At 44.7% G+C, this 12,285-nt stretch carries 10 protein-coding genes; 3 read left to right on the forward strand and 7 right to left on the reverse strand.

The genetic code is table 11. The features are described 5' to 3' along the window. Window positions 1-45: 45 nt before the first annotated feature. The gene (locus tag KXD93_RS26970; RefSeq protein WP_258140645.1) at window positions 46-1,521 is read left to right on the forward strand and encodes an alpha/beta hydrolase-fold protein; all 1,476 of its coding nucleotides are present in this window, start codon (window positions 46-48) and stop codon (window positions 1,519-1,521) included. 353 nt (window positions 1,522-1,874) lie between these two features. Here KXD93_RS26970 and KXD93_RS26975 read toward each other — a convergent pair whose 3' ends face one another. The 3 genes from KXD93_RS26975 to KXD93_RS26985 form a co-directional block, all read right to left on the reverse strand. Next, the gene (locus KXD93_RS26975; protein WP_258140646.1) at window positions 1,875-3,617 is read right to left on the reverse strand and encodes a T9SS type B sorting domain-containing protein; all 1,743 of its coding nucleotides are present in this window, start codon (window positions 3,615-3,617) and stop codon (window positions 1,875-1,877) included. A gap of 5 nt (window positions 3,618-3,622) precedes the next feature. After that, window positions 3,623-4,375, reverse strand: coding sequence for a hypothetical protein (locus KXD93_RS26980; protein WP_258140647.1), 753 nt, complete (start codon window positions 4,373-4,375; stop codon window positions 3,623-3,625). A 145-nt stretch (window positions 4,376-4,520) separates the two neighbouring features. Further along, on the reverse strand, window positions 4,521-5,090 hold the full coding sequence (locus tag KXD93_RS26985; protein ID WP_258140648.1) for an REP-associated tyrosine transposase: 570 nt from the start codon (window positions 5,088-5,090) through the stop codon (window positions 4,521-4,523). 837 nt (window positions 5,091-5,927) lie between these two features. On the opposite strand from KXD93_RS26985, the gene KXD93_RS26990 reads away from it, so the two are divergent. Then, entirely contained in the window at window positions 5,928-7,007 is a 1,080-nt protein-coding gene (locus tag KXD93_RS26990) for a serine hydrolase domain-containing protein (RefSeq protein WP_258140649.1), read from the forward strand. A 97-nt stretch (window positions 7,008-7,104) separates the two neighbouring features. On the opposite strand, the gene KXD93_RS26995 is transcribed toward KXD93_RS26990, so the two are convergent. The 4 genes from KXD93_RS26995 to KXD93_RS27010 form a co-directional block, all read right to left on the reverse strand. After that, window positions 7,105-8,442, reverse strand: coding sequence for an MBG domain-containing protein (locus tag KXD93_RS26995; protein WP_258140650.1), 1,338 nt, complete (start codon window positions 8,440-8,442; stop codon window positions 7,105-7,107). 110 nt (window positions 8,443-8,552) lie between these two features. Further along, entirely contained in the window at window positions 8,553-9,476 is a 924-nt protein-coding gene (locus KXD93_RS27000; protein WP_258140651.1) for a hypothetical protein, read from the reverse strand. 78 nt (window positions 9,477-9,554) lie between these two features. Further along, a complete protein-coding gene (locus KXD93_RS27005) occupies window positions 9,555-10,805 on the reverse strand; it encodes a DUF2130 domain-containing protein (protein ID WP_258140652.1) in 1,251 nt (416 codons plus the stop codon). Window positions 10,806-10,948: 143 nt separating this feature from the next. Continuing rightward, on the reverse strand, window positions 10,949-11,515 hold the full coding sequence (locus KXD93_RS27010; protein ID WP_258140653.1) for a glycosyl hydrolase 108 family protein: 567 nt from the start codon (window positions 11,513-11,515) through the stop codon (window positions 10,949-10,951). Between the two features lie 119 nt (window positions 11,516-11,634). On the opposite strand from KXD93_RS27010, the gene KXD93_RS27015 reads away from it, so the two are divergent. Next, window positions 11,635-12,225 (forward strand): DUF6624 domain-containing protein, encoded by a 591-nt coding sequence (locus KXD93_RS27015; RefSeq protein WP_258140654.1) that lies wholly within the window; start codon window positions 11,635-11,637, stop codon window positions 12,223-12,225. Window positions 12,226-12,285: the final 60 nt, after the last annotated feature.

The raw sequence follows: 12,285 nt of genomic DNA on the forward strand, positions 1-12,285 counted from the left end.
GGAGTTGGTGGTTATCAATTTATTTTGATTAATCAATCAACGACTATGAAATATTTATTGTTATTCCTCTTATTCCCACTCTTTACCGGCCAGGCTTTTGCACAAAACCCAATTAAGGAAAAATTGTATGCCGCCTCGTTAAGTGATACAGTTGAATATACGGTATATCTTCCTGCAGACTGGGAAGGCTGGGATTATAACACCAAACACCCAGCCATTTATGCGATAAACTATGGGATGATGAATGGCGACTATCTTGCTGCACAGATCAGCTATTTCAGAAAGGCGAGGTATGCCATGCCTAATAGTGTTATCGTCGTGATTAACGCCAGTATGGAGCGGATGGGATACAGCTATGACACCGGCCTTTTAAGTAAGGAGGGGTTACACTTTGTTGATTTTATGAAGAAAGAGTTGATCCCTGTGGTTGAAAAAAAATATAACACATCCGCTTTCAGGACCTATATTGGCCATTCATTTGCTTCCAGCTTTGGCAATTACATTTTTTTAAATGAGCCGGGAATGTTTAACGGCTACATACTATTGGCTCCCGAAAAAATTGGTGTAGAACATCCGCCGTTCCACCTTTCGGCGAATGCTAAAGCTTACTACAATCATGCTTTTACCTTTTATTATACCGCTGTGGGCGAGAATGACCTGCCGCGGAGGCGCGACTATGCCAAAGAAATAAAAAAGGAAGTTGCGCAGCTTGATACCACCAAGTTCTTTTTCAGGTACGACAGCCTTGCCCGTACCAACCATACCAATATCCTAACCATGGCAATTGAGTTTGCTGCAGAGCACGTCTACCAGTTTTATACCCCTTACTCCGGTAAAGATGAAAAAGATGTTGTAAAGGACCTGCAGGCAGTTACTGGAAGAATTAAAGAAATGTATGGCATTGAGCCGGAGAAAAATTTCACATTTTATTCGCCCTTTGCCCATGAAGCGGTGACGAACAAAGATTCTGCCGGCCTGGTAAGCGTATTGACCTATTTTAACAGCAACCGTTTAAAAGGCTGGAACCTGATGCAGTTTGGCAGTTTTTGCCTGCAGCTAAAGCTTAAAGACAAAGCGCGGAATTATTTTGAGCAGGCAATTGAAAAAATTACCAGGGAGGAAATGGAACAGAATATAGGCCCCGGCAATTTAATGGCCTGTTACAATTACCTGGCTTTTAATGTTTATGATAATGAGCCGGAAAAAGGCTGGGCCTATTTGCAGCAGGCATTGGCGCTGGCTAAAACCAACAATAAATATGTGCCAAAAGACGGGGAAGCTTATTACAATCTGGGCAAATTCTCGGCCATAAATAACTATAAGGTGCGGGAGGGACTGCAATATTTACAAACCTACCTGCTTAACGAAGCAGGTACCGCCAATGATATGGCCAATTATTATACAGCTAAAAATTATATGTTGCTAAAGCAGCCGCAAAAGGCCAAACCCTATTTGCAAAAGGCCCTTAAAGAAAACGGAAATAATAAAGAAGCTGCGGAATTATTAAAACAATTGGATTAAAGAAATAGCACTTTTGTGTTTTATGAATTTCCACAGGGGCGTTATAGAAAGCGCTCGCTATCGCATAACCGTTCTCGCTTTGTGGCCCGCGCTGAGTTAGCCAATGTGCCAAAATGCACATGGTGTGCAATAACTCGAGCTTATGGTTACCCAAAAGTTACGTTAGCGATTGTCGCGGATACCGGCCTAGCGCTTAAAGCCTGCGCAGTATGAGCAGAAAGCGCGGCCCTGATTTAAATCGGGGAAACACCCAAAACAGAAAGTCGGCAACCGCAAGCAAACAGTTGATGGCAAAAAAGCAACCTGGAGAACAACGCAGACGCTCTGTAAGGATGGGCGTAAATTAAAATGCATTACCTCAAAATCGACACCCACCCGCTCCTGCGTTTATAATTATCATACTTCAGGTCGATAACATAGTAGTATGTGCCTACCGGTAATCGTTTGGAGTTATAAGTGCCATCCCAGGGTTTGGGATAGCCAATTGAGTGAAATAGATGCTGGCCCCACCTATTGTAAATGTCGATTACGGCATCCTGGTAATCCGAAAGGTGGGTAATATCCCAGGTATCGTTAACCCCGTCGCCGTTTGGCGTAAATGTGTTAGGTATGATAATATCGTTTTTAAGCACTTTTACCGTTACGCTTGCGGCGGCTTCACAACCGGCCGGCGATGTTATTGCTAACCGGTAAGCGGTTGTATGTTGTGGTGATGCTAATGGGTTTGGCACGGTGGGGTCACTTAATCCCGCAGCCGGCGTCCAAAGATATGTTTCAACCGGTCCGTTAATTATCGGGTTTAACCGGACAGGATCGGTGCCGGTAAAGACCGCATTTTGACTGATGCTTATAGTTGGAACCTGGTTTACTTTTGCTGTAATCAGGTTGCTTCCAACGGTTACTGGAGTAGCACAAACTGCATTACTGGTTAAACGGCACTCAATAACTTCATTGTTAACCAGGTCGCTTGCTGTATAAACGGGCCCGTTTGTTACCGCTACGTTTCCCCTGTACCATTGGAATAAAGGTAAAGTACCGCGGTTTATGGCACTTGCTGTAAAAGTGACAGGGATGCCCGGGCAAATATCACCTGATGGACTTGCCGCAATGCTTACCGACGGCGACACGTTAGGGTTTACGGTTACCGTCACCATTGCTGATGCGGTACACATATTTGCATAGGTAGCCAAAACATGATAGGTGCCGCTGGTGCTGAAAGTGTTTATCGGATTATCGGGGCTGTCGCCGCCGTCCCATAAATAGGATGTGGCGCCACCGGTTGCTGTTAACGTTACACTACCGCAACCGCTAGTATTACCTGTAATAACGGGTGTTGGGGCCGGGGCAATTGTAATTGTTTTAGAAGAAAAGGTAGTACAGCCATTTGCATTGGTGGCTGTTACAGTATAAGTGCCGCTTTGATGAAAGGTGTTTATGGGGCCGCCGGGCGTGTCGCCGCCATCCCATGAATAAGATACGCCGCCGCTGGCTGTGAGTGTGATGCTGGTACAGTCACTTGCTGTTTCTGAAATTACAGGTGGCAAACCATCGGGCTTAACAGTAATAGATTTTGAAATGGAAGCGGAGCAACCCGTAGCATTGGTAACAGTAACTGAATAGGTGCCGCTTTGATGAAAGGTATTTGAGGGCTTGTCGGGCGTATCGCCGCCATTCCATAAATAAGTAGTGCCACCACTTGCTGTTAGCGTTACACTGCCGCAACTACTTGTGCCGCCTGAAATTACAGGCACGGGAGGGGAGCCAAGCGTTATTGTTTTTGAGGCGAACGAAGTGCAGCCGCCTGCATTGGTAGCTGTTACTGTGTACGTACCACTTTGATGAAAGGTGTTCGAGGGTTTATCAGGCGTGTCGCCGCCATTCCACGAATAGGATATGCCGCCGCTGGCCTTAAGGGTAATACCGCTGCAGTCGCTTGCTGTTTGGGAAATTACCGGCGGCGAACCATCAGGATTAACGGTAACAGTTTTTGAAGCTGAGGTTGTACAACCTGCTGCATTGGTAACGGTAACTATGTAGGTGCCACTTTGATGAAATGTATTGGTGGCGCTGTTCGGGGTATCACCGTCATTCCACAAGTAAGTTACACCGCCATCAGCAGTAAGCTTAACATTGCCGCAATTATAGCGCCCTGGGTAATGTTGATGGGGAATGGAGGGGGCCTTAGACCCCAGGTGATGTTGGTATAAAATTCCTCGGTTGTTGAGTTTATGGTAACGCACGTAAAATCGCCCGGAAACATAACTATAGCATAGCCCTCGGTACCTGTTAACGAGGTGCTGCTGTTAAACACCATATCGCCTCTTTGGTATAGAACTACATAAGGAACCGAGAAATCAAGTTTACTGCTTACGCCGGCTGAGTTTCCGAGTGACGATATCAATAATACAGGATTGGTAACTGTTTTTGAAAAGCACATTGTAGTAGTGCCGCCAACTCCTTTGGACCAAGTTGTTTCTGGGACTTGTCCGTCAGGTATTGGCGATGGGTAACCACTAAATATGGAGTAATTATAAATCCCGGGTGTTGAGCCAAAATCAAAATTGGATGTCATGGTTACATTAACCAAACTGCCATCTGCGTCGGTAATTGTACCCGTTGCACTCTGGCCTGCAAAATTACCCCATGTTGCCCAGTTAATGTCGCTACAACTGGATTGCGAATGGGTAACGATAGCGTTGCCTGGCTGTTTTTTCTTTGCCGACTTGTTGTGTTTTAATTTTTTATAAATCCTAAAGTCCGGAAGATTTCCTGCGACAGAATTGATCTGTAAAAAGGATAAGGTTATTAAAAAAAATAAAACTGGCGGCCTGAACTTTACTTTCCCTGGTCTCATTGTATACTCGCTAAAAATACGATTTTAACAGCAGAACTATTGGGGGGAATTTTTTGCGGGATGGGAAATGTTCCGTCCCCGCAGGGTCTCTCATCGAGGACCCTGCGATGTACGAAGCCCATTAGAACCAAATGCCTGCGGACACTCATCCCCAAAACTCCCTGTAATCGGTAATAGTTACTAACGAATGCGGTTTATCATCATGGTAAAAAGCAGCGCTGCTATGGGGGTAATCTGTAAATTCTTTGCAAAGGTTCCATTTGCCGCTAACGGGGTTATGGTGAATATAATCGAGTTTTTGATGAAGGAAAGCGAGCGTGTAAATGGGCTTTGCATCGAACGATGGCTCGAATACTTTATGAAGCTGGCCTTTGGCTATTTCCTTGTCGGTACACGCTGCCGAAAGCTGGTTTAGTATGCTATCCTGATCCATGTTTGTCAATTGTTTGACGAGGTAGTACGCCATAAAACGTTTGCCATTTGCTATTACGGTATTTAAACTTTTAACCGAAGCAGGCAACTGTAGTAGCGCATGTACATGGTTTGGCATTATCACGAATGCCAGGGTTTTGATTTGGTACTTCTGGTCGATAACTTTTAGCCAGTTGTACACCAGGTGATACGAATTGGTTATTTCGAACAGGGGGATCCAGTCAAAACAGGTAAAGGTTATAAACCAGGTGTTTTCGGTCAGGTTATGCCGGGTTCTGATCATGCGTAAATATAGGGATTGTTGGATGATATTGAAATGGGCGGTATGACTGGGACGGTGGGTTATTGGATACCATTGACATAGTGCAGCGCAGGGTCCTCTGCGAGAGACCCTGCGGGGGACGGGAATCATATTATCGGTATGACGGCGGGTTATTACACGCCATTGGCTTCATACAGCGCAGGTTCCTCTGCGAGAGAACCTGCGGCGACGGGAAAGTATTGCGATAATAAATGCTCAAACTTGCAAATTATCTCACCCAAATTCCTTATATTTGTATATCAAATTCACTACCTAAAGCCGATCATATACCGCCATCAGCTTTTCAAAAATCACTGCTCGTTCTTTGTAATTTGTTGCACCTCCACCGGGTGAAAAATGCCTAAAAATGCTCAATTTCGCTGTTTTTAAGGTTGAATTTCGGCCATTTTATCAGGGGTAAAACATCCGTCTTCCTCGTAATCGGGATTTTTATCATGTGCAAAATACGCTCTACCCTCGTAATCGATTTTTTTATCAGGAGTAAAACCGCATTTCACTCTCGTAATCAAATTTTTTATCAGGAGCAAAACCACGGCTTACCCTCGTAATCGAAATTTTTATCAGGTGCAAAACAGTGTTTTACACTCGTAAAATCGGCTTTTTTTAGGCCAAAAGCTATTTTCGGGGCGCGGCGCTAAATTTAAAATAGTTTTAAACTATTGACAATCAGGTTATTGTAAAATAGGTATTCGAAAAATCCCCTTCCTCCAAATATATTTCCCGCCTGCAACCAATTACCCGAACCAGACGTCTAATGAAGTGAGCTTCGCAAATTGTTTGAGCAACCCCATTATCTGTATGAAACACCTTTTCGCACTATTTGGCTTCATCATCATATCTGCAGGTCACCTGTTTGGCCAGGGATCAGGCCCCGGTAATTTTATCGATTCATTTGTGAGCAAACATAATTTTAATGGCACCGTGCTCATCGAACAAAAATCAGCCAGCACCTATCACAAAAGCTATGGATTGGCCAATATGGAGTTTAAGGTAGCCAATACTAACGATATGCGGTACAAGGTGGCATCGATCACCAAAATGTTTACCTCTACCCTGATTATGCAACTGGTGGAGAAGGGATTGATAGACCTTGAAAAACCATTTAATACCTACCTGCCGGATTGTAAGGGTGAGGCAGCCGGCAAGGTGACCGTCCACCAATTACTGAACCATACCTCTGGGATTGCGAATACGGATACGGTAAAGTCGCTGGAGGTAGCCTTGAAGTTTGGTGTGCCATTTTACCAGAAACCACGCAGTACCGATGAACTTTTGTCCATTTGCGTCAATGGCAAGCTGGTTAACCAGCCGGGCAAGGTTTTCGACTATAACAATGCCGATTATATAATCCTTGGAAAGATCATCGAACGGCTTTGTCACAAAACTTACGAAGAGGTATTGAAGGAAAAGATCCTGCTGCCCTTAAAAATGGAAAATTCGGGACTGCTGTACCAAAAGGACATTATAGCCAACCTGGCCGATACCTATATGTACCGCGATGACATTAAACAAATGGTACCCGATTTGCCCGTTTACCCAGAAAACTGGTATGCCGCCGGGGCAATGTACTCCACGGCTACCGACCTGCTGAAATTTACCGATGCCTTGTTTGCCGGTAAGCTGGTGAAGCAGGAATCACTAAACCGAATGTTCGTGTCCGGGCTTGGCGAATACGGCTTCGGTGTATGGGTTTACGAAAATTACGACATCAACGGTAAAATGTACCGTATAGTAAAACGCCCCGGACTGATAATGGGCGCGCAGGCAATGATGTTCCATGTGTTGGGCGAGGGCACAACCATCATCATCCTCAGTAACACCGCCACCACTAGTTTGGATGAATTTGCAGCAGAACTTGCGAAGCAGGTGGTGCGTTAAGGGAGGTAGGAATGTAGAATAATGAATTTTGAATGTCGAACGACGGAGTTATTTCATTATTGGTGTTCGATATTTTTTCACACCGTGTTTTTGAACTCTAATAAACAATAGTCACATTTCCGCTCAGTCTTTTCGCATTGTTGTTTATTGAAATAACATAAAAATATACCCCGGCGGGCAAACGCTTGCCTTTATGGTAACCTGTCCACGGCGATGGATAGCCCCGACTTTGAAATACCGAAGCGCCAAAGCGGTTATAAATGTTCACTACGGCAGTTGCATCAGCTTCCAGGCCCATGATGTTCCAGGTGTCGTTTATGCCGTCGTTATTTGGGGTGAATGTGTTGGGAATGGTAATACCGGGCGGGTTAATTACCAATACCCGGGTTGCGCTGGCAGTATTATAATCAACATTGCCTGCCTGGGTTGCCGTTATGTTAACTGTGCCTGCCAAAAGTATTTTTACCTGGTTGCCGTTGATGATTTCGGCGGTATTTGGATCGCTGCTGGTAAAGGTTACCGGCAAGCCCGAACTGGCCATGGCTGTCAAGGAAAAATCTGCATCGCCAACGGCTCTGGGTGGCAAGGCTGCAAATGTGATCTGCTGGTCGGCTTTAGTTACTGTAAGCGTGCCCGCAACGTACACAGGTGTATAATTCAGCGATTCTACGCCGCTAACGGTGATAGGGTAGGTGCCGGGATCCGAAAATACCCCGGCAGTTGTGGATGCTGTGGGTTGTACGTCAAAGCTTGTACTGTTATCTCCGTTTACAAAGCCGCTATAGCTGAATTGCAGTGGAGGGTTTGGCTGTCCATATGGCCTGTCCGCATCCTTGGCGGTGATAACCAGGGTAATTTTATTGATGGTTAACACGCCGGTATTGTACTTAATATCGTAGTTTTTTGCTTCGGCCCCGCTTGCAGTTATGGGGTAAAACCCCACGTTCGACGCAGAAGTTGCCGGGGTAGCGCCAATTGGTGATTTGGTAAAAACGGAAGCATCATCGCCATTTACAAACCCCGTATATGTAAAAGTGAACAAGGGGAGCGGATCAGCATAAAAGATCCGCTTGTTTTCAGGCCTTACTATCAGTACAGCCTGGTTAACGGTTAACGTGTGTGAAACCGGGTTAGCTGCAGAATATGTTGCGTTTTCGGGCTGGGATACGGTTATGGTACAGTTGCCTGCACCGGTAATGTGCACATTGCCGGTGTTATCAACAGTTGCTACAGAAGCGTTGTCGCTTGAATAGGTGAGTTGAATCGAAGCGTTGGAACTGCTTGCTGCCAGGTTAAAATTCACATCGCCATATGTTTTAACAGGTGGCTGGGCAAAGGTAATGGTCTGCGGCACACTATTCGGAACCACCGACGATTGGGCGTACCCTTTTACCGCGATAATTAGAAACAGGAAAAAGCCTAATTGCCTCAACACCGTATGATTAAATTAATGCAGCAGTAATATACTGTTAAATATAATCATCAATGTTGATAAGGATGAGCGGATGCTATGTTAAAACAAAAGGTTAGCTGATAACTTTGCGATCAGTACACAATTACCTCATTGGTACTCCGCCTGTCGGCAACTTTTCCGGTATGCACGTCAATCCACAGGTGATCAACCACAGTATACTTGCCTTCACCCTTTTTGTAATTTTTATATTCCCTTATGATAGATCCGGATTTCGGATCGTACATAATTTCCCCTTCGCTAGTGAAACTGTATTGCCTGGCTACCAAATTGGACGCCGCGCTATCGATAATTATTGATTTTTCAGGGTGATGCTTGATGTCGGGAAGTTCAATAATTCCCATCAAACTACCTCTTTCATCAAGGTTAAGGCTAAAGTTATAAAGCGTTTTATGCTTAACTGAATCCCAAACCATAAAACAAAGCGAATAATTGGGTGCGCGGAATTTCTTGGGATCAATTTTGGGGTTGAGTGAATAAAACTTTTTTAAATTAACCCATTGACCGCCATTCAGGATTAGCTTTTTATAGAAGTCTTCACCCACACGGTCGGTAAGGTATGTTCTAATTTTTGACTGTATTTTCGCAGGCAGATCATCAAGGAAAAAAGCCTCCCGTGCATAATAACGGGGATACATTAGTGTACCGCAAGTATAAGCAACCGGGTAATTAGTAGCTGCCAGCTTTAAAATTACAGGTGAGTTCTTAACGCCGGTAATATCATATCTGCCCGTCTGCACGGAATTATTCCAACTGTTTAGTATTTCAAACTGGTAGGTGGCAGTCGAATCATATTTCCTATCAGTAAAAGTATATACTCCGGATACGTCGGAGCTGGTGAAGTCAATATATTCCTCGTTGTTCTTTATGATTGTACCCCATTTTTTCGACATAGGTTTGCCGCTGATAGCATTAACAATGGTAAACGTAAAGGTTCGCTGTGCCAAAGCAAACAAAGGCAGAAGAAAGGCAAGCAGTGTTATTAGTCTTTTTATCACAGTGAAACCTATAATTTCATAAATCCATCAATCTCGTTCAATTCATAAGCACTAATCCCTAAAATCCCTTAATCCCGGTCATTCCAACAACAACGCATCGTCATCATCCGTCAAACTCAGCTGGATCACATCGCTGCCTGCAATGCCTTCGATGGAGCCTTGGATATGGGCAGCATTCAGCAGCACCTTCTCCAGCTGCTTTTCGCGGGCTTTCCATAGTTTTTCCATGGCATCGCGTTCCTTTTGGATGCTCATGCGCATGCTCAAAAAGCCCTCTCGGATGGCCTTCCATTGTTCGCTGAATTCGCTGCTGATAAGGTAATCATACAGCAAATGCATTTTGTCGCCCTTGTTGTCTTGTGATTTGGCGAGGTTGCTCAACTTTAAAATACCGTCCCGCAAAATGTAGGCAACGGCACGCACTTCGTCGAACGAGCAGATCCAAACGCCATCCTTTTCACCGAAGCAATCCATCCCCTTAGGATAGCACTGGCTCACGATAACTGCCACATCAACGCCGATGCTGCGCATATCCTTTTTGAGCTTCTCTATCCAATCGGCCCCAAAATCCTTGGTGCGTTTGCTTTCATAAATAATGCGGCCGCATTCCTGTCCAAACTGATTACGCACGGTTTGTACGCAGTCGGCGCCACGCACGCCCTTGCCTACCTCGCTGATGAGGTCGAACGGAAAATTAACGCGCAGTAAATCTTCTAAAATAAGTTCCTGCGCCTCACCCTGCAGCTGCATGGAGCCTTGCTCAGCCTTGCGCTTCATTTCGTCAGCCAGCTTTTTCTGGTCATCCAGCTGTTTTTCCAGTTCTTTAACTTTTAGCTGGTAGTCGGTGTCCTTCAGGTTGAATTTCTCTGTTTCCTGTTTTCTTATTTGGTCGGTAAGCTCATTGCGTTGTTCCTGCAATTTACGTTGCAGCTCCAAGCCAAGTTCTGCTTCCTTTTCATTCAGGGCCTTTTCCTTTTGAAGAAATTCAAATTCTTTTTGGCGGCTTAATTTTAGCTTCTCGTCCTTTTCGTTCAACGTATTTTGCAGCAGCTGCATTTGGTTCTCAAAATCGGTGGCTATTGATTTCCGCAGACTTTGCTCAACCGACAGTTGCAATTGTTTTTTCTCATCGGCCAGGCGTTGTTCATATTGCTGGGCTTGTTGTTTTTCGCGGGTTGCAAAATCATTTTCCTTGCGGCGGTATTCTTCCTCCTTTTGCTGGGTATACTCCTGCATCTTCACCCGGAGCTCCTTTTTGTACTCCTCCGCCATCACTTCCTCAATTGGAAAACCGAACCCGCAGCTGGGGCATTTAACTTCTGTTGCCATATTTTAAAATAGGGTTTAAAGATAGGGGTTTGAGGGAGGGAATGGAAATGATTTTTGGGGAGGTCCATAGTCGATGGTCCATAGTCCATGGCAGGAGGACTTTTTAACTATGGACTATCGACCATGGTCCATGGACTACTTTCCTACCCTACATACACCTTACACCTGCCCAGCCAGCTGCTGAGCCATTGTTTGTCTGTAGGGTTTAGCTTCACCCGTTCGTAGTAATTTGCTACGCGGATCCCGTTGAAGGCGGTAACAAAAAGATTAGCCGGCAGCGAATTAATGCATCCCCTGGTAAGTTTACCTATTTGCCCATCAACGCCAACCGCGTTGTGCTGTACAGTGTTGCAGGCCATTTGAGCAACATAATCCATCGAGATGAGACAAGGATTAACGGCGCAGTCGAACATGGCATTGGCCGCCTGCTGATCCGTAATTGTGCTGAGTTTGTAGGCATCCCAATAACCCGATTGGTAAAATTGCTGGATGTTAGTTTGTAATGTATGATTGGCAGCAAAGAGCTTGTTAAGCGCAGAAATGGTTGCACCGGGATTGGCTGCTTTTATTTGGTCAATAGTTGGCCAACCGCTCCAGTTTGGGTTTTGAGAACGGTCAACACCCATATAAGTTTCAGCCTCGCCGTCGCCGGGGTTGTACCCGCCCTCAGTTTGCATGGTTATTTGAAAGGCAGTTAAGAAATCAGCCATGGTATTGGGGTTTAGTTGACTAAAGGTAAGTGTTTTAGTTAGGAGTTGATAGTTCAAAATAAAAAAGAAATTTCTTCGGCTAGTTTAATAACTATATATTTAGTTTTTAAATCAACAACATGAAAAAGCTAACTATTATCCTCCTCTTCTGCTCATTTTTCTCCCTAAAACTATCGGCCCAAACCGTAAAGCACGACACGCTATTGATCCAAAAAATTGATTCCATGTTTAAGGACGACCAATTTTGGCGCAAGGAGAATGCTAAGGCAGGGAGCAAAACGCCGTCCAAATATGATGACGAAACAATTCAGCGAAAATGGGCTGAGGCTGATAGTATCAATCAGGTAAAAGCCAAAGCTATCATTAAAAAATATGGTTACCCCGGCTACAGTTTGGTAGGGGAGTGGTCCGCTGATTTTTGGGCTATAGTAGATCATTGTGACGACGATATTCCCTTCCAGGAACAAGTATTGGCTTTAATGAAAATTGAGATAGCGAAGAACAATGCCAGCAAAGAAAATTATGCCTATTTGACCGACCGGGTGCTGGTAAATAAAAAACAAAAACAGATCTACGGCACACAGATCCACATTGATCCTAAAACACACAAAGCATCGCCGTTTCCATTAAAATATCCCAAAAAAGTTAACGCGCTGAGAAAAAAAATGGGGATGGGTACTGAAGAAGAATATTTAAAGGGTTTTCAATAAACCTGTAGCTACTGTAGGGGCGTATCGCATACGCCCTCGCCATGCGCTGTATTTGTTTTC

It is taken from the genome of Mucilaginibacter phenanthrenivorans (assembly GCF_024721155.1).
In the GTDB taxonomy this organism is placed as follows: Bacteria; Bacteroidota; Bacteroidia; order Sphingobacteriales; family Sphingobacteriaceae; genus Mucilaginibacter; species Mucilaginibacter phenanthrenivorans.

Excerpts from the sequence above, each read along its gene's own strand:
- KXD93_RS26985 (WP_258140648.1), bottom strand. The coding sequence starts at position 5,090 with ATGATCAGAACCCGGCATAACCTGACCGAAAACACCTGGTTTATAACC.
- KXD93_RS26990 (WP_258140649.1), top strand. The coding sequence starts at position 5,928 with ATGAAACACCTTTTCGCACTATTTGGCTTCATCATCATATCTGCAGGT.
- KXD93_RS26970 (WP_258140645.1), top strand. The coding sequence starts at position 46 with ATGAAATATTTATTGTTATTCCTCTTATTCCCACTCTTTACCGGCCAG.
- KXD93_RS27010 (WP_258140653.1), bottom strand. The coding sequence starts at position 11,515 with ATGGCTGATTTCTTAACTGCCTTTCAAATAACCATGCAAACTGAGGGC.
- KXD93_RS27015 (WP_258140654.1), top strand. The coding sequence starts at position 11,635 with ATGAAAAAGCTAACTATTATCCTCCTCTTCTGCTCATTTTTCTCCCTA.
- KXD93_RS26980 (WP_258140647.1), bottom strand. The coding sequence starts at position 4,375 with ATGAGACCAGGGAAAGTAAAGTTCAGGCCGCCAGTTTTATTTTTTTTA.
- KXD93_RS27005 (WP_258140652.1), bottom strand. The coding sequence starts at position 10,805 with ATGGCAACAGAAGTTAAATGCCCCAGCTGCGGGTTCGGTTTTCCAATT.